At 69.4% G+C, this 17,044-nt stretch carries 15 protein-coding genes; 6 read left to right on the plus strand and 9 right to left on the minus strand.

The genetic code is table 11. The features are described 5' to 3' along the window. Positions 1-20 precede the first annotated feature (20 nt). Entirely contained in the window at positions 21-518 is a 498-nt protein-coding gene (locus HCR12_RS12275) for a MarR family winged helix-turn-helix transcriptional regulator (protein ID WP_166866810.1), read from the plus strand. Between the two features lie 21 nt (positions 519-539). On the opposite strand, the gene ddaH is transcribed toward HCR12_RS12275, so the two are convergent. Further along, positions 540-1,298 (minus strand): dimethylargininase, encoded by a 759-nt coding sequence (gene ddaH / locus HCR12_RS12280; RefSeq protein ID WP_166866812.1) that lies wholly within the window; start codon positions 1,296-1,298, stop codon positions 540-542. Between the two features lie 65 nt (positions 1,299-1,363). Here ddaH and HCR12_RS12285 point away from each other — a divergent pair, with 65 nt between their 5' ends. Further along, a complete protein-coding gene (locus HCR12_RS12285; RefSeq protein WP_166866814.1) occupies positions 1,364-2,053 on the plus strand; it encodes an alpha/beta fold hydrolase in 690 nt (229 codons plus the stop codon). A 52-nt stretch (positions 2,054-2,105) separates the two neighbouring features. Here HCR12_RS12285 and HCR12_RS12290 read toward each other — a convergent pair whose 3' ends face one another. The 5 genes from HCR12_RS12290 to HCR12_RS12310 are packed head-to-tail and all read right to left on the minus strand — an operon-like array spanning position 2,106 to position 10,363. After that, positions 2,106-4,346, minus strand: a complete 2,241-nt coding sequence (locus tag HCR12_RS12290) for a glycoside hydrolase family 3 C-terminal domain-containing protein (protein ID WP_166866817.1) — start codon at positions 4,344-4,346, stop codon at positions 2,106-2,108. Continuing rightward, entirely contained in the window at positions 4,343-7,273 is a 2,931-nt protein-coding gene (locus HCR12_RS12295; RefSeq protein ID WP_166866819.1) for an FAD-dependent oxidoreductase, read from the minus strand. Before HCR12_RS12295 ends, HCR12_RS12290 begins: the two co-directional genes overlap by 4 nt. Positions 7,274-7,300: 27 nt before the next feature. After that, positions 7,301-8,125, minus strand: a complete 825-nt coding sequence (locus HCR12_RS12300) for a carbohydrate ABC transporter permease (RefSeq protein WP_166866822.1) — start codon at positions 8,123-8,125, stop codon at positions 7,301-7,303. Then, complete coding sequence (locus HCR12_RS12305; RefSeq protein ID WP_166866824.1) at positions 8,122-9,063, minus strand: carbohydrate ABC transporter permease; 942 nt, start codon at positions 9,061-9,063, stop codon at positions 8,122-8,124. Before HCR12_RS12305 ends, HCR12_RS12300 begins: the two co-directional genes overlap by 4 nt. Next, positions 9,056-10,363 carry an ABC transporter substrate-binding protein gene (locus HCR12_RS12310; RefSeq protein WP_166866826.1) on the minus strand — a complete coding sequence of 436 codons (1,308 nt, stop codon included), beginning with the start codon at positions 10,361-10,363 and terminating at the stop codon, positions 9,056-9,058. Before HCR12_RS12310 ends, HCR12_RS12305 begins: the two co-directional genes overlap by 8 nt. 204 nt (positions 10,364-10,567) lie before the next feature. On the opposite strand from HCR12_RS12310, the gene HCR12_RS12315 reads away from it, so the two are divergent. Beyond that, entirely contained in the window at positions 10,568-11,401 is an 834-nt protein-coding gene (locus HCR12_RS12315; RefSeq protein WP_166866829.1) for a helix-turn-helix domain-containing protein, read from the plus strand. A 69-nt stretch (positions 11,402-11,470) separates the two neighbouring features. On the opposite strand, the gene HCR12_RS12320 is transcribed toward HCR12_RS12315, so the two are convergent. Next, positions 11,471-12,253 (minus strand): helix-turn-helix transcriptional regulator, encoded by a 783-nt coding sequence (locus tag HCR12_RS12320; protein WP_166866831.1) that lies wholly within the window; start codon positions 12,251-12,253, stop codon positions 11,471-11,473. A 146-nt stretch (positions 12,254-12,399) separates the two neighbouring features. Here HCR12_RS12320 and HCR12_RS12325 point away from each other — a divergent pair, with 146 nt between their 5' ends. The 3 genes from HCR12_RS12325 (at position 12,400) to HCR12_RS12335 (ending at position 15,227) form a co-directional block, all read left to right on the plus strand. Continuing rightward, a complete protein-coding gene (locus HCR12_RS12325) occupies positions 12,400-13,197 on the plus strand; it encodes a class I SAM-dependent methyltransferase (protein ID WP_166866832.1) in 798 nt (265 codons plus the stop codon). A gap of 223 nt (positions 13,198-13,420) precedes the next feature. Then, positions 13,421-13,867, plus strand: a complete 447-nt coding sequence (locus HCR12_RS12330; protein WP_166866835.1) for a MarR family winged helix-turn-helix transcriptional regulator — start codon at positions 13,421-13,423, stop codon at positions 13,865-13,867. Between the two features lie 4 nt (positions 13,868-13,871). Beyond that, the gene (locus tag HCR12_RS12335) at positions 13,872-15,227 is read left to right on the plus strand and encodes a cryptochrome/photolyase family protein (RefSeq protein WP_166866837.1); all 1,356 of its coding nucleotides are present in this window, start codon (positions 13,872-13,874) and stop codon (positions 15,225-15,227) included. On the opposite strand, the gene HCR12_RS12340 is transcribed toward HCR12_RS12335, so the two are convergent. Both HCR12_RS12340 and HCR12_RS12345 read right to left on the minus strand, forming a co-directional pair. Then, complete coding sequence (locus tag HCR12_RS12340) at positions 15,202-16,089, minus strand: carbohydrate kinase family protein (RefSeq protein ID WP_166866839.1); 888 nt, start codon at positions 16,087-16,089, stop codon at positions 15,202-15,204. The genes HCR12_RS12335 and HCR12_RS12340 overlap by 26 nt on opposite strands. Continuing rightward, entirely contained in the window at positions 16,086-17,003 is a 918-nt protein-coding gene (locus tag HCR12_RS12345; protein ID WP_166866842.1) for a pseudouridine-5'-phosphate glycosidase, read from the minus strand. Before HCR12_RS12345 ends, HCR12_RS12340 begins: the two co-directional genes overlap by 4 nt. Between the last annotated feature and the right edge of the window lie 41 nt (positions 17,004-17,044).

Here is a 17,044-nt window from a genome sequence, read left to right on the forward strand (position 1 = left end):
TCCGGAGTTACTATTCCCGAATGGTGGAAGATCAGGTCGACGGCATCCAGGCCGAGTGGCGCCGCGAGCGACCCGACCTCGATCCGAGCCCGCAGGGGGTCATCGGGCGCCTCCACCGCCTCGCGGATGCACTGCGCGAGGATCTCGTGGTCGTGTTCCGCCAGCACGGGCTCGGCGAGGGCGACTTCGACGTGCTCGCCTCACTGCGCCGCGTCGGCGCGCCATACGAACTGCTCGCCGGCGAGCTCGCGCAGTACACGATGGTGACCACGGGCGGCATGACGAAGCGCCTCGACCGCCTCGAACGAGCGGGCCTCGTGAAGCGGCGGGTCGACGATGACGACGCGCGCATCCGACGCGTTGCGCTCACCGAACGCGGTCTGCGGGTCATCGACGCCGCCTACACCGACCATATGGAGAACGAGCACCGGCTGCTCGCGGACGTGCCGCCCGAGGACCGCGAGGCGCTCGAGCGCATCCTGCGCAGCTGGCTCCTCGCGCGCGACACCGACAGCTGAAATCGCCCGTCGGCGACGCGCTCAGCGCACGCGCACCGACAGGCAGGTGACGCAGCCCTCGAGCTTCTCGAACTCGCTCACCGGTGCCGTGACCACGTCGAGGCCGCGCGCCGCCAACAGCTCCGCGGTCTGCGGCGCGGCCGCCGAGATCAGCACGGTGCGATCGTCGAGAACGACCACCGCGGTGCCCGTCTCCTCGGGCACAGCCAGGAACGCAGGGAAGAGCGACGGGTCGTCGACGAGCGGCTCGAATCCGATGACCGTGCCATCGGGCAGCGCGGTGACGCCCGACTTGAGGTGCAGCACGCGCGAGACCGGCACCGGCACGACCTCGCAGCCGCGCGGGCTGACGAGCTCGACGAGCTGGCGGATGCCCTCGTCGTTCGTGCGCGACGACCGACCCACGTAGACGGTCGCGTCGACCTTCAGCACGTCGCCGCCGTCGAGCGTTCCGGGGAGCTCGATGCGCGCCACCTCGAGCCCGAGTCCCGCGAGCGCCGCCTCGACGGAGGCGATCTCGCCGCGCCTGCTCTCGGCCCCGGGCGACGTGAGCACGGCGAGCGAGCCGAACATCACGACCGCGTCCTCTACGAACACGCCATCCGGATGCTCATCCGCCGCCGCGACCTCGACGATCTCCCAGCCGCGCGCCGCGAACTCGGCGACATACGCCTCCCACTGCCGCTCGGCGAGCTCCGGATCCACGCTCTGGCGATCGAGATGGGTGAGCTCGCCGTCGGCGAGGCGGGGCGAGGGACGACGGACGAGAAGGCGCGGCATGCGTGCAGTATGCAGGCGGCCAGCAGGCCCTGTCGAGCGTCGCCCGTCGGGCGTAGCGTGACGGGATGGATGTCATCCTGGTGCCCGGATTCTGGCTGCGCGGCGACTCGTGGGGCGACGTGATCCCCGTGCTCGAGGCGGCGGGGCACCGCGCGCATCCGATCACGCGCCCAGGGCTCGGCGAGGGAGACGACGCCGCGGCCGTGACGCTCGAGGATCAGGTCGCCGCGATCGTCTGGGCGATTGACGAGGTCGACGGGCCGGTGGCGCTCGTGGCCCACTCGGGCGGTGGCCCGATGGCGTACGCGGCAGCCGAGCGGCGCCTGGATCGCGTCGCGCACATCGTCTACGTGGACACCTGGCCGCTTCCCGCGGGCGCCGCGGTCAGCTCGGATCTGCCCGTCATCGACGGCGTCATCCCGTTGCCCGACTGGTCGATGTTCGACGACGAGGATCTGCGCGACCTCGACGAAGGGACCCGCGCCCGGTTCGCATCGATCGCCGTCCCCGAGCCCGAGAGCTCGGCGCGCGACACCCCGCCGCTCGGCGATGAGCTCGCGCGTCGAGCGATCCCCTCGACCGTGATCGCCACCTCACGCTCGGAATCCGAGTATCGCGAGTGGTTCGAAGCGCCCTTCTTCGCCGAGCTCGTGGCGCTCGAGAACGTGTCGTTCGTCGACCTGCCGACCGGCCACTGGCCGCAGCTCACGCGCCCCGCCGAGCTGGGCGCCGCGATCGTCGCGGCGCTGGGGTGAGCGGCTCGGGGCGGGCACTGGCATCTCCTGGTGGCAGCCCCTCCGGAGCCACTCACGTGTCGCGTGCGTTCGCCATCTCCACGATCTCCGCGATCTCGCTCAACGTGATGGCGCCTCCCGTGAAAGCCGCCAGACGGCGCACGGGAAGCGATGCCATGAGCGTCGCCATCGTGACACCGACCGCCTCACCGGCCGCTCCGCCCGTGAGCCAGTCCACCTTCTGCGCCAGCGCCTGCGCGGCCTCCGGCCGCTCCAGCACATCGACCAAGCGGGAATCGAGGGTCAGCGACCGCCGAGGATGGTCGCCGTCCACGTGGAATGCGACGCTCGTCCGGATGTCTCGACTCGAGGCCCCGACATGGAATTCGACCACGCCGGACTCCACCCACCAGCCACTCTGAGTCTCGTGCCATGCAGCCAGATCCTGCGTGCGGATGCGCACCTCGACGTGACGCCCTTCTCCCGCCTCCAGCTCCACCGATGCGAACCCGACGAGCTCGCGCGGGGCGCGGGCGATCTCCGACGACGGGCGCGCAGCGTAGACCTGAACAACCTCCCGTCCACAACGCTCGCTGACGTTCGTCACGCGCACGCTCACGATGAGGTGGTCGCCGTCTCTCCGGCCAGACGCGTCGTCGTACGCGAACGTCGCGTACGAGAGTCCGTGACCGAAAGGGAAGACGACGTCGAGCTCGCGCGCATCGAACCAGCGGTAGCCGACGAAGACTCCTTCGCCGTACCGCACGCGCGAGCCTTCGCCCGGGAAGCTCGTGAATGACGGGCAGTCTGCGAGGCGCGCGGGAACGGTTTCGGCCAGACGCCCCGAGGGATTGACATCCCCGAACAGGACGGCGGCGAGCGCGGACGCGGACGCCTGGCCGGTCAGCGCGACGTCCACGAGGGCGGGCGACGCCGCGGCGAGGCGCGCGAGCGCGACCACTCCACCGTGCACGACGATCACGACCGTGTTCGGCTGGGCGGCGACGACCTGCTCGACCAGTTCCTCATGCCCGGCCGGGAGCGCGATGTCGGTGCGATCGATGCCCTCCACCTCGTCCTGATCACCCAACCCGACGATCACGACCGCGACATCGTGTGACGCCGCGAGGTCCGCGGCCTCGGCGCGCAGCTCGGCGGCATGCGCCTCGTCGGCACCGTGCACGACCCCCGCGGCCCACGTCACGTCGGCCTCGGCGCATGCAGCGATCTCGTCGAAGGGGATCTCCGTGCGCGTGGCATTGACGCGGGAGCTGCCACCCCCTTGCACGCGCGGCCGCACTGCCAGCTCTCCGATCACCGCGATGCTGCGGCCGCGTCGAATCGGCAGCACCGCGTCGCGATTCGACAGCAGCACGATCGCACGCTCCGCGGCCTGACGGGCGAGCTCATGGTGCGCCTCATGGTCGAGAGGTGCAGCGACGATGGCCTTCCGCTCGCCCGCCAGACGATCGGCGAGATCGGCGACGCGGGCGGCGGCTCGTGACACATCATCCATCGAGAGCGTGCCGTCATCCACCGCCCGCCTCGCGCTGGCATCGGTGACACCATTCGTGCCGGGCATCTCGAGATCGAGACCCGCGGCGATAGCGGCGCCGCGATCGTGCACTGCCCCCCAGTCGCTCATGACGACGCCCTCGAATCCCCACTCGTCGCGCAGCACGTCGGTGAGCAGCCAGCGGTTCTGGGATGCGAGCACTCCGTTGATGCGGTTGTACGAACACATCACGGTGGTCGGGGCGGCGTCGCGGATCACCCTCTCGAACGCACGCAGGTAGATCTCGCGCAGTGGACGCTCATCGACATCCGCGCTCACGCTCATGCGATCGGTCTCCTGGTTGTTCACCGCGAAGTGCTTGAGCGAGGTGCCCACCCCCTGCGACTGGACGCCGCGCACCCACGCGGAACCCAGAACACCCGTGAGGTGAGGATCTTCCGAGTAGTACTCGAAGTTGCGTCCGCAACGGGGGTCGCGCTTGATGTTGATGCCGGGCCCCAGGACGATGTCGACGCTCAGGTGTCGCGCCTCGAGGCCGATCGCGGCCCCGACCCGCTCGACGAGCTGCGGATCCCACGTCTGCGCGAGCGCGACGGCCGGAGGAAAGCAGGTGGCCGGAGGCGCGATCGTGATGCCCGGCTGGTCAGCGCTCGCCACCTGGCTGCGCACACCATGCGGACCGTCCGCGACCTCGACCGCCGGGATTGCGCCCATCTCCTTGGTGCGCCAGAAACCCTCACCGGAGGTCAGGCCGATCTGCTCATCGACGGTCAGGCCCGTGACACGAGCGCGCATCATTCCTCACCCTCCGCGATCAGCTGGAACGCGGTGCGCACGAAACCGCGCGGGTCGACCAGATAGCGCTCGATGTCGGGACGCTGGCCGAGCAGCGATCGGACCCGCGCAGCGACGAGTGCGACCTGCCAGCTCATGTCGACATACATGTTGCGCAGCTGCTGCGCCTTCACTCCGTTCAGACCTGAGAAGTCCGCCCAGTCCTCGGGGGTCTGGCCGCGCAGCGCCGCCTCCGCGAAATACCCGGACGCCCGCGAGGTGTAGTCGACGACGCCCTCGAGGGGAAGTGCCTCGATCGCGTCCACGAGCGCGGCGATGCGCTGGGGCTCCGCGGCACCCACCCCCCTCTCGAAGAGGCGCTCGATCGTGAGGAGCGTCGTGGTCGCTGTGCTGAGTCCGAGGCGCTCGGACCCTTCGATGAACTGCTCGAGGGCGGAGATCGCCTCCGCGTCGCCGCACCGACGCAGCAGAGCGATCGCGGTGAGCCAGTTGGGTGTGAGCTTGTGCCAGGTGAGGGGTTCGGGGTCCTTGGGCACGTACTTGCCCGTGCCCGCCGGCACGCGGGTGGCCAGGTCGTCGAAGCCGTACTCCGCCGTGGCGATCGCGTGCAGCAGGCGAGGCTGAGCCGCGGGGTCCGCCCACATGGCGCCGATGCCCGCCGCGAGCCAGCTCGTCATCGGTCGCGGGTCGGTGAGGCGCTGAAGCACCGCCTCACGGGCGATCTCCTCGTGACGGAACAGCCACCAGATCGCCTCGCTCGGAGTCCCCTCGTCGAGGGATTTCAGCGCGCGGCGCAGAAGCAGCCCGCCGTCCTCCCGGGCGTCCGCGGCGCCGACGTCGAAACCCGTGCGCTCGTGCGGGGCGTCTGCGGTGTCATGGGCGACGCCGAACCCGCGTTCGAGTGCCCGAGGCGGTCGGCCGAGCGCCCCAGATACCTCGAGCTGCCGCTGCAGCTCCTCGAGCGGAATCTCTCGCACGTCCCCCGCGCAGTCGAGTGCCAGCGCAGCCGCGCGACCAGCCACCTCGCCGATGCGCTGGATGTCACGCTGCATGCGCACGGCGTAGCCCGCGTCCTGCGTGGCGCCCAGGCAGCGCGACGCGATCAGAACGTTGGCGAGACCGAGAGGGAGCAGCATCCGATAGCTCAGCTCGCTGCTCACCGACACCCCCCACGCACGAATGAGCTGCTGCCAGAACACCGACTCATCGGTGTCGAACTCGAAGTCGCTCCCGTGCGAATCGATGTGCGACGCGGTGTAGCCGATCGCATCGGGAAACCGGCGACGACGGACGACGTCATCGAGCTCGATCCAGAGGTCCGTGCGGACGCGGCGTCCCTGGCGCACCCCCACGAGCGGTGCGATATAGGTGGGCCGATCCAGGTTCGAATAGGCCCCGTCCACGAGGTACAGAAGCACGCCATCGATGCGGGCGCGGGTCAGATCATCGGGGTCGGTGGGGTCGCAGTACCCTGCGTCGAAGTTGATGACATCCATGCGAGCTTCGCTGCCCACCTCTCGCAGGCGACCGCCCGACTGCGAGTAGGCGTGAAGAAGTGCATCGCCGACGCGGCCGCCCTCGAACTCGGCACCCGCGAGCGCGCAGAGGTCTCCGTCGCCGGTGCCGTCGATGAAGACCTTCCCGTGCACGCGCACCACACCGTCGGCGGTCGCGGCAAGCACGCTCACGACAGCATCGCCGTCGCGCTCGGCGGCGAAGACGACCGCGTCCGCGAGGATGCGCACACCCTCGCGATCGAGGGTCGCCTCGACCGCGGTCCGCTTAGCCCACGGATTGTAGGGGCCGTCACGGAACGGTCCGCGGTCATGCTGCTTCATGACGTCGTGGGTCGCTTCGTCGAGCTCAGACTGCATCCCACCGGGTGCTCCGAACCAGTAGGCGTGGATCGCGGCCGCGGGCCCGACACCTCCCGGGAACGCGAGGGCTTCGATGCCGATGACCGTCGCCCCCTGCTCGGCTGCTGCCGCAACGGCGAGCACCCCGCCGGTGCCGACGCCGGCGACCACCACCTCGGCGGAGAGCTCCCGGATCACGGCGATGTCGCCTCCGCGCGCATCGGGAGACGACGGCGCCTGCACGAGCACCCCCGCGGCTGCCGCACCCAGGTCGAAACGAGCACCCGGGCCCGACGCCGCCGCAAGCGCAGGGACGGCCGCGGCGACATTGGCGGCCGCAGCCGAAGCTTCGACGGGGGTGTCGTACATCGGAAGCGGGACACCGCTCAGGTGACTGACGCACACGCGACGCGCGTCCTCGCCCAGCTTTCGGCAGACGCGATCCACCTCGGCGAGCAGGACATCGCGCCATCCCGCTTCGCCCGTCTCCACCTCGACGACCCGTTCCCCGTCCCAGGCGGTGCGGGACAGCTCGGCCTCCAGCGCCGCAGGCCAGTCGGGATGCTGCAGCATCGCTGTGGCGCGCACGCGCGCCGCACCCGGGATCACGACGGCCGGGTCGATGAGTCGCAGCAGCTCACCTGTCTCCGTCGCGTCGACATAGCCACGCCCGCGCACGGTGCGCGTGCCGAACTTGCCCGCAACGGTCACCGCACCGATTCCGCTGTGCCCGGGCGACACCGCCACCGGGCGCGCGAAATGCAGTTGGCGCACTCCCGCATCCTGCAGCATCCGCATGCCGACCAGCTCGGCGATCGCGCCATCGAGCGTCTCCTCGCCGCGTCCACCGCGGCGAGCGACATGCTCGATGAGCTCCTGCCAGTGCAACGATGCAGACTCGCCGATCTCTCGCGCGAACGCCTGACCGGACTCCCAGAGGATGTCGCCGCGCGTGGCGACGAGCAGAACACGGTCGCCGACTGAGCGCCGTTCCAACGCGGCCGCGACGCCGGCGTAGCCCCCGCCGAAGACGACGGTATCGAAATCGGTGTCGAACACCGAGACCCAAGACATGACAGAAGACTCCAAGAAGACGGGCGGTCAGCCCTTGATCGCGCCCTGCGTGATTCCCGAGACGAAGCTGCGCTGGAACACGAGGTAGACGATGACGATCGGAATGGTGACGAGGATGCTGGCCGCCGCGAGGAGCGGCACATCGGTGGAGTGCTCTCCGACGAAGTAGCCGAGACCCGCGGGGGCGGTGCGACGCGACGGATCCTGGATGAGCACGATGATCAGCAGGAACTGGTTCCACGACCACATGAAGAACAGCACGGCGATCGTGGTGAGCGCGGGCCCCGAGATGGGCAGCAGGATCTTGAGGAGCACGATGAGATCGCGTGCACCATCGATGCGGGCCGACTCGACCAGCTCGCGCGGGAGTGACGCGAAATGCGTCTGCATCCAGTACACGCCGAACGGCAGGAAGAGAGCGATCTCAGCGAGGATCACACCGACGTGGGTGTTGACGAGGCCCATCGCCGACAGGTTGTAGTACAGCGCGACGACGACGAGTTCGGTGGGCAGTGTGAGCCCGAGAATGAACGCCACCGAGATCCAGCGCGACCCGCGCGGACGCAGCACTGCGAGTGCGAATCCGGCGAGTGTCGAGAACGCGATCGTGAGCGGCACGACACACAGCGCCACCAACAGGCTCGAGCCCATGAGCTGCGAGAATCGGCCCTTCTCCCACGCTGTGGCGAAGTTCTCGAACGCGAGCTGCGGGGGAAGCGCGAGACCGCCTACGGCACTGCCTGCCGGATGCAGTGCCGACAGGATGACGCTCGCGAACGGGAGCAGCACGGCTGCGGCGAAGATGATCAGGACGACGGTGCGTGCGGTGTCGACCGCGGGTGACGGCTTCATTCGCGTTCCTTCGCAACTCGGCGGATGGCTCCGATGACGAGGATCACGAGCACAGTGAGGGTGACGGCGAGCGCTGCCGCAGTTCCGATCTCGCCGTCTTTGAACGCGAGGCGGTAGACCAGCAGGCCCGGGATGACGGTCTGATTCGCCGGGCCGCCATCGGTGGTCATGTAGACGAGGTCGAAGCTCGTCAGCGCGGCGATCGTGCAGATGACGGACGCGATCGTGACCTCGCCGCGGATCCCCGGAAGAGTGACCGAGAGGAAGCGACGGAACGGGCCCGCTCCGTCGAGCTTGGCTGCCTCATACAGCGAGGTGTCGATGTGCTGAGCGCCCGCGAGGAACAGCATCATGCACAGACCTGCCAGGCACCATGTTCCGACGAAGCCGAGGGCGATGAGCGCGAACGAGAAGTCGCCCAGCCAGACGCGCGTGATCGAGTCGAGGCCGATGAGGCGCAGCCCCTGGTTGAGGGTTCCGTCTTCGCTGTACATCCAGCGCCAGGTGATCCCCACGACGACCATGGGGAGCACCTGCGGGAGGAAGTAGACCACCCGGAAGAAGGTCAGCCCCCGGCGCGCGTAGCCCATGAGGAGCCCAGCCATGATGAGGCCCAGGATGATCGGAATCACGCTGAAGAAGAGGATCAGCACGAAGGAGTTGCCGAGCGACTTCAGCAGCAGCGGCTTGGTGAAGACCTCGGCGTAGTTCTCGAGGCCCACCCACACGGGAGGCAGGATGCCGTCCCATTCGAAGAGCGAGAGTCCGGCGGTGTGGAGCGCGGGCCAGATGGCGAATCCGACGTAGATGAGCGCGGCGGGGGCGAGGTAGAGGAATGCGTGGGCGCTGCCGATCGTTCGACGCGCGGTGGGGCGCCCGGCACGACCGGGGCGGGCCGAAGCCCGCCCCGGTGCAGTGCCGATACCGGCTTTAGGCATGCGTGCTGTCCCACTCCGCCTGCAGCGAGGCGATGTAGTCAGCGGTGCTCATCTGGCCAGCAAGGATGCCCTGCAGGCCCGGCTTGATGACATCGAACATGCCGGTGGTGGCGAAGTCGGGGAAGGCGACGACGCCGACTCCGTCGACGATCTGCTGGTACGCCTCGACGAGCGTTCCCTGCAGCCCTTCAGCTGTGACGTCGGTGCCGACGCCCACAGGCATGAGGCCCGCGTCGACCTGGATCTGGGCAGCGGTCTGCTCAGCCATGAAGTCGAGGAATGCGGCGGCGACGTTGGCGTTCTTGGACTTGGCGGGGATCGCGTAGGCAAGGCTTCCACCTGCGGCGATGCGCGGATCGCCGGCAGCTGCGGCGGGGGCCGGAACGAAGCCTGCGGCGTCTCCGATGCCCTCCGAGATGCCCTTCGCGGCCCAGTTGCCCGACATGACGAACGCGCTGCGTCCGCTCACGAACTCGGCGAGCGCGTCCGTGTCAGACACGGCCGCGGCTCCGTCGGCGATGTAGCCCTTGGCAGCCCAGCTGGCGAGCACGTCAGTCGCCTCCGCGGCGCCGGCGGTGTCGATGGTCGAGCCGTCCTGGCCGAAGACCCACGACTGATAGTCGGCGGCGTCCTGGTAGACGTTCTGCAACGACGCCCACAGGTGCACGATGCCGGTCTCGAGGCCTCCGACCGAGATGCCTCGGTAGCCGGCTGCGGTGACCGCGTCGAGCGCCGTCTCGAGCTCGGCGATGGTCTGCGGTGCCTCGACGCCCGCCTCAGCGAGGATGTCGGCGTTGTAGTACAGACCGACGAACTTCGTGCCCGCGGGGATGGCGTACAGGTTGCCGACGCCATACGTCGAGGCCTGCTCGTCAGCGGTGAGCATGCTGAGGCTGGCCTCGGGGAACTTCTCGTCCCAGCCGTACGCCTCGGACCACTCGTTGAGGCCGCGGATGAGGCCGCCCTTGATGAGCGGACGCATCGCCGACGCGTTGTACTGCGCGAGGTCAGGTGCATCGGCCGAGTTAAGGGTCAGCTTGATCGAGGTCACGTAGTCGCCGAAGGGGATGTGCTGCGGCTCGAAGGTGACGTTCGGGTGCTTGGCGGTGAACGCGTCCATGAGCTGCGTCGCGGGCGGGTCGTCGAAGTAGACGAACTTCAGCGTGACGGGCTCATCGGTGATCTGGGTCGAGACTTCGGCCTCAGGAGCTGTCTCAGCGGCAGCGCAGCCGGAGAGAGCGATCGCAACGGAAGCCACCGCGGTGAGGGCGATGGCGGACCGCGAGATGTGAGTGGACATCGGATCCTTTCAAGGGAAATAGGCGTGACATGTCAACATGTCGGTGCTGTGGCAGCCGAAACTCGTCGACATCGACGCGCCCCGGCCAGATCGTCGCCCTGGCGTCGACTGCGACGCAGCGGCGGGAGATCACCCTATGAGCATCAGCCGACGGCACTGCGCTCGCCAATGCACGAATCCGTCGAGTGATTGAATAAAGCCGCTATGCACGACCAGAAGCTCCCGAGCGACCGGCTCACCGTTGCGATCGAACGCGCTTTGGCGACCTTCGAAACCCTCACGGATGCCCTGCTGTGCTTCCGGCCCGTCGCCCAGCGATGGAACGCGCTCGGCGACCACGGCCGCATCGAGCCGTACGCGGATCACCGCTCCCCGTTCTGCATCGAGCAGAAGGCGAAGAACCTGCCTGCCTGCATGCGCTGTGACAATCAGGACGCCTTTCTGGCGTGCGAAGGACGCAACGAGGCATTCGTGCGTCGTTGCCACGCCGGGGCCGATGAGCTGATCCTGCCGCTGCGCAGCGACGGCAGCCTCACAGGGGTCGTCTTCCTCGGGCTCCTCTCCACGCCGGCGAGCCGCGCCGCCGCAGACCGCCCGGCCCCGGAGCACGACACCGCGACGCTCTCGTCAGCCCTCGACGCCCTGCGCGCCCGCCTGATGGAGATCTTCACCGAACTCGGCCAGGAGGCGAGCGTCAGCTGGCGCGGACCGATGGCGCTCATCATCGAGGAATACCTTCGGGAGTCGCTCGCAACGGGGCCATCACTGTCGGAGCTGTCCACCCGAATGCGGCTCTCGGTCTCGCGTGCCGGACACGTGGTACGCGAAGCCACCGGCGAGAGCTTCAACCAGCTCGTGGAGAAGCGCCGTATCGATATGGCATCGGAGCTCCTCACTCGCACCGACGGAACGGTCGGCTGGATCGCCTCGCAGGTGGGCTTCGCCGACACCGCCTACTTCTGCCGCTACTTCAAGAAGCGCACGGGGATGTCACCGGGCGCATTCCGCACCGAGAACGGTCGCCCGATCCCCGTCTGAGCCGTGCGGGAGGTCGATCAGCGAATTCGGACCGTCCGGCCAGACTGCGCGCCGATCGCTGACCCGCCGTCAATCATCAGTTGCTTCGGCATCGAGCCACACCGTCATCCGGAGCCGCTCCTCGGGGAGATACAGAACCTCGTGTCGGCGCGCGACGACACCATCGGGCCCGCGCACGTGAGAGACCGACGTGCGCCTCCGCGCGACGAGGTGGCCACTCCACCAGTCGTCGAACAGGCGACTGGCGGCGCTCAGCTCGGCGACGAGGGCCTGCAGCTCTGGGTCGTGCAGGTTGTCCGCATTGGCGGCTCGAAGGTGGGCGACCGAGCCGCGCGCGAGGTGCTCCCACTCCACGAAGGCCTCTCGTGCACGCAGATCGGTGAGGAGGTAGCGACATGTGTTGCGCTGATCGGGGGCGAGCCCGGCGAAGCCGTCGTAGAGGGCGAGACCCTCGGGGTTGGCCGCGACCATTCGACTCAGCCGGTCCAGCACATAGGCGGGATGCGGGCGGAGCGCGCCCACGAGGGCATCCATCCGATCGGCGACGGCGGTGGAATCCTCCTGCGGGCCCGGTGACGTCGGCGCCATGCGACCCCGGAGTCGATACAGGTGCTCGGTCGCATCCGGCGTGAGCCGCAGCGCCCGCGACAGCGCCTCGAGCACGCTGTCGCTCGGGTTGCACTCGCGCCCCTGCTCGAGGCGCGTGTAGTAGTCGATGCTGATGCCCGACGCCGCCGCGACCTCTTCGCGGCGCAGCCCGCTGACGCGGCGTCGAGATGACGATCCGCGTGGCGGCTCCAGTGACGCATCAGCACGGCGCGCGCGAAGGAAGTCGCCGAGTTCATGAGCCATGGCCCAACTGTCGCAGACTCCGATGCGCACAGGAATCCGGTGGGTGCGCCACTCCTAGGAAGACGCCGGTCTCCTTCTCTGAGCGCCGCCCGTCCGATGATGGACGACAGCACACCACACCACCCCATCCAGCTCTGGGAGACTCCATGGCCACCTACACGCACGGCTACCACGAATCCGTTCTCCGCTCGCACCGGACACGGACGGCGGCGAACTCGGCGGCGCACCTGCTGCCCTTGCTCACGCCGACAGACCATCTCCTCGATGTGGGAGCGGGCGCCGGCACGATCACCGCCGACCTCGCTCGGCTCGTCGCGCGGGTGACGGCGACGGAGATCGGCCCCGACGAACTGGCGCTGACGGAAGCCACGCTGCTCGACGCGGGCGTCGACAACGTCACTCTCGACACCGCCGACATCCACGCGCTCCCCTACGACGACGCAACCTTCGACGTCACGCACGCGCACCAGGTCCTCCAGCACGTCGCCGATCCCGTGCAGGCGCTCCGCGAGCTCGCGCGGGTGACGAAACCGGGCGGAGTGGTCGCGGTGCGCGACAGCGACTACGCCGGCTTCTGCTGGTGGCCGGCGCTCCCCCCGCTCGACTCGTGGCTGCGGCTCTACCGCTCGCTGGCTCGACGCAACGGCGGAGAGCCGGATGCGGGAAGGCGCCTGCTCTCCTGGGCTCGGCAGGCGGGGCTCGCCGGCGCCGTCGCCACATCGAGCACCTGGTGCTACGCGACGCCGTCCGAGCGCGAGTGGTGGGGCGGGATGTGGGCGGATCGCATCCTGTCGTCCGCGATCCACCGTCAGCTCATCGACGGGGGGCTGGCGAGCGAAGCCGAACTGCAGGAGATCAGCGATGCATGGCGCGCCTGGGCCTCTGCAGAGGACGGGTGGATCTCGATTCTGCACGGCGAGCTGATCTACCGCATCCCCGAGTGACGCACCGACACCGCCCGCTTTCGGGGCCGCGGAAAAAATAACGGAAAGATAACTAGACAGCGTTACCTTGTCGTTATACAGTCATCTCACTTGGTTCGTTTGCTGTGGCGGAGCAAGTGGAATGTGATTGCAGGACACTCTTGGTGCAAGGGAGAGGGTCGGCCGCTTGCCTCTGCGGCCGGCCCTCAATCACGTTCCGGGGCAGACCTCGTAGGGTGGTTTCGTGAGCGAGACTTCGGACCCCGTCGCCGCGTGGGAATCCCTCTACCGGGCGCAGGTCGCCGTGCTGCGCGATCTGCGCGCCCAGTTCCCGAACGAGGTGTCACTCACCGAATACGACGTGCTCTTCAACCTCTATCAGCAGCCCGAGCGCGCGGCCCGCATCCGTGAGCTCAACAAGCACCTGCTGCTCACTCAGCCGAGCGTCAGCCGTCTCATCGACCGGCTCGTGGCTCGCGGTCTCGTCTCGAAGAGGCGCGACCCCGACGACGCCCGCGGCATGATCGTGCAGCTCACCGAGCAGGGCGTCGACGTGTTCCGCCGAGTCGGCTCGGCCCACGGACGCGCGATCGCCGGGCGCATGAGCGTGCTCGACGCCGACGAGCTCGCCCAGCTCACCGCCCTCACGAGCAAGCTCCGCGCGGCCGACGACGACACCCGCACCGAGTAGCCGGATGCCCACCCGCCCGGTGATCGTCTGGTTCCGGGACGATCTGCGCACCCTCGACCACCCCGCGCTGCACGCCGCCGTCGAATCCGGTGCCCCCGTCATCGGGGTCTACGTGCTGGATGAGCACGGCGACGGGATCCGTGCGCCCGGCGCCGCCGCACGCTGGTGGCTGCACCACTCGCTCGCCGCCCACCGTGAGCGGCTCGCCGAACTCGGCATCCCGCTCGTTCTGCGACGCGGGGTCGCAGCCGAGATCATCCCCGCGCTCGTGGCGGAGACCGACGCCACCGCCGTGCACTGGCTGCGCCGCTACTCCCCCGCACGGATCATCGACCAGCGGCTGAAGGCCGGCCTCCGAGACGCGGGGATCGCCGCGACCTCGCACCCGGGCGACGTGCTCGCCGAACCGCAGGATGTGCGCACGGCATCCGGCACGCCCTACAAGGTCTTCACGCCGTTCTGGAACGGACTGCGCCACTACCCCGTGCGGTCGCCGCTCCCCCGGCCCGAGCCGGTCACGGCATCCGCCGACGCTCCCGCGGGCGACGAGCTCGACGCGTGGAAGCTGCTGCCCGCACGTCCCGACTGGGCGGAAGGGCTGCGCGAGACGTGGACGCCTGGCGAGGTCGCCGCCCAGGGCCGCCTCGAGGAGTTCGCCGACGAGGTCGATGGGTACCGCGATCGCGACCTGCCCGCCATCGACGCGACCTCGCGGCTCAGCCCGCGGCTGCGCTGGGGCGAGCTCTCTCCCGCGCAGGTGTGGCACCGCATCCGCACAGCGGGCGGCGAGCAGGCCGACGAGTTCCTGCGCGAACTCGGCTGGCGCGACTTCTTCCGGCACACGCTATTCCACGAGCCGACCCTCGCCACCCAGAACCTGCGCCCGCAGTTCGACGCGTTCCCGTGGTCGGTTCCCGACCCCGGGGAGCTGCGCGCCTGGCAGCGAGGGCGCACCGGCATCTCGTTCGTCGACGCGGGGATGCGGGAGCTCTGGCACACCGGCACCATGCACAACCGGGTGCGGATGAGCGCCGCGAGCCTGCTGATCAAGAACCTTCTCGTGGACTGGCGCGTGGGCGAGCAGTGGTTCTGGGAGACGCTCGTCGACGCCGACGAGGCGAGCAACCCCGGCAACTGGCAGTGGGTCACCGGCAGCGGCCAGGATGCGGCACCGTACTTCCGCATCTTCAACCCCGAGCGGCAGGCTGCGCGCTTCGACCCGGATGGCGCGTACCGGCGCCGTTGGCTGCCCGAGTGGGGCACGGATGCCTACCCCGCGCCCATCGTCGATCTCGCGGCGTCGCGCCTCGACGCCCTCGCCGCCTACGAGACGATCAGCCGACCGGCCGCCCGCCGATGACCCGCACCGCGCGCGCGGCGACCTCGACACCCGCGCGCGCTGCCTGCACGGCATCGCCTGAGCGCACCCATTCGGCGAGGAACCCGGCCGCGAAGGCGTCCCCCGCTCCCGTCGGATCGACGACCTCGACCGGGATCACCGGCACCGCGACAGGCTCCGTGCCGTAGACGAACACCTGCACGCCCGCCGAACCGCGCGTGAGCGCCACGATCGGCACCTCGCGCGCGATCGCCCACGCAGCCGCGATGTCGTCGTCGATGCCGGTGAGCAGGCGGGCCTCCTCGGAGCTCAGGATGAGGATCGACACCCCGCCGATCGCCTGCCGGAACAGCTCCACCCCGAAGTCGCTGATGAAGCCGACGGACGCGGGATTCACCGACACCGGCACCCCGACCTCCGATGCTCGAGCGAGGAGCTCGCGCGTCGCCGAGACACCGAAGCCGTCGAGGATGCTGTAGCCGCTCACGTGCAGCACGCCCGCCTCAGCGAGCAGCTCGTCGGTGACGGACGACGCCCGCAGCAGCGAGTTCGCTCCGCGCTCGGTGAGCATCGCGCGCTGCTCGCCCTGGGCGAGGATGATGATGGTTCCGGTCGCCGCATCCGGTTCGATCTGCAGCTGCGGCCGCACCCCGGCGCTCGTGAGCTCGTCGATGTGCGCGGCGGCATCATGGGCGCCGACAGCGGCGACGAAGTCGACCTGTGCGCCACACGACGCGGCCCACACCGCGGTGTTCGCCGCCGACCCCCCGGACGTCGCACGGATGACCGCGGACGTGTCGGTGTCGGCGCGCACGGGCTCGCGGGTGACGGCGACGATGTCGTTGATGACGTCGCCGACGATGACGACGCGACGCCCGGTCATGCGCGCGGCGCGATCCGGGACCAGGCGGTCGCGACCTCGGCCGCGACGCGCACGTTGTTGCGCGCGAGGTCGAGGTTCACCTCGAGACTCGTGCCGCGCGACGCCTCGACGATGTACCCGAGCAGGAAAGGGGTGACGGCCTTGCCTCGCACACCCGCCTCCTCCGCTGCGGCGAACGCGGTGGCGAGCACCCGGTCGTGCTCTCTGGGGTCCCACTGCTTCTCCAGCGGGATGGGGTTCGCGAGCACGATGCCGGTGCGGGCGCCGAAGGCATCGCGCGCGGCCATGACGGCGGCGACCTCGTCGGCCGTGTCGACCTTCCAGTCGAGGGTGTGACCGGATTCGCGCAGCCAGAACGCGGGGAAGGCATCCGTTTGGTACCCGATGACGGGCACCGAGAGCGTCTCGAGGCGCTCGAGCGTGGCGGCGATGTCGAGCACGCTCTTGACGCCCGCGCTCACCACGGTGATCGGCACCCCCGCGAGGGTCGTGAGGTCGGCGGATTCGTCGAAGGTCTCGTTCGCGCCGCGGTGCACACCGCCGAGCCCGCCCGTCGCGAAGACGCGCACCCCCGCGAGGGAGGCGAGGTAGGCGGTCGCGGCGACAGTCGTCGCGCCCGAGCGCCCCAGTGCGGCGAGGATCGGGAGGTCCCTCACCGACGCCTTCGTGAGGTCATCCTCGGCGATGCGGCGCACACCCTCCGCATCGAGCCCGATCTGCGGCACGCCATCGAGCACCGCGATCGTCGCCGGGGTCACGCCCGCATCGCGCAGGATCTGCTCGAACTCGAGCGCGGCCTCGTGATTGCGCGGCCGCGGCAGGCCGTGGCTGATGATCGTGGACTCGAGCGCGACGACGGGGCGGCCTGCGGCGAGCGCGTCGGCGACCTCACCGGAGACGTGGAAGGCGGTCATGGCACGAGGCTAGTGTCGCGCCAGACATGTCAACCTCTCAC

Source organism: Salinibacterium sp. ZJ70, assembly GCF_011751865.2.
Lineage (GTDB): Bacteria > Actinomycetota > Actinomycetes > Actinomycetales > Microbacteriaceae > Homoserinibacter.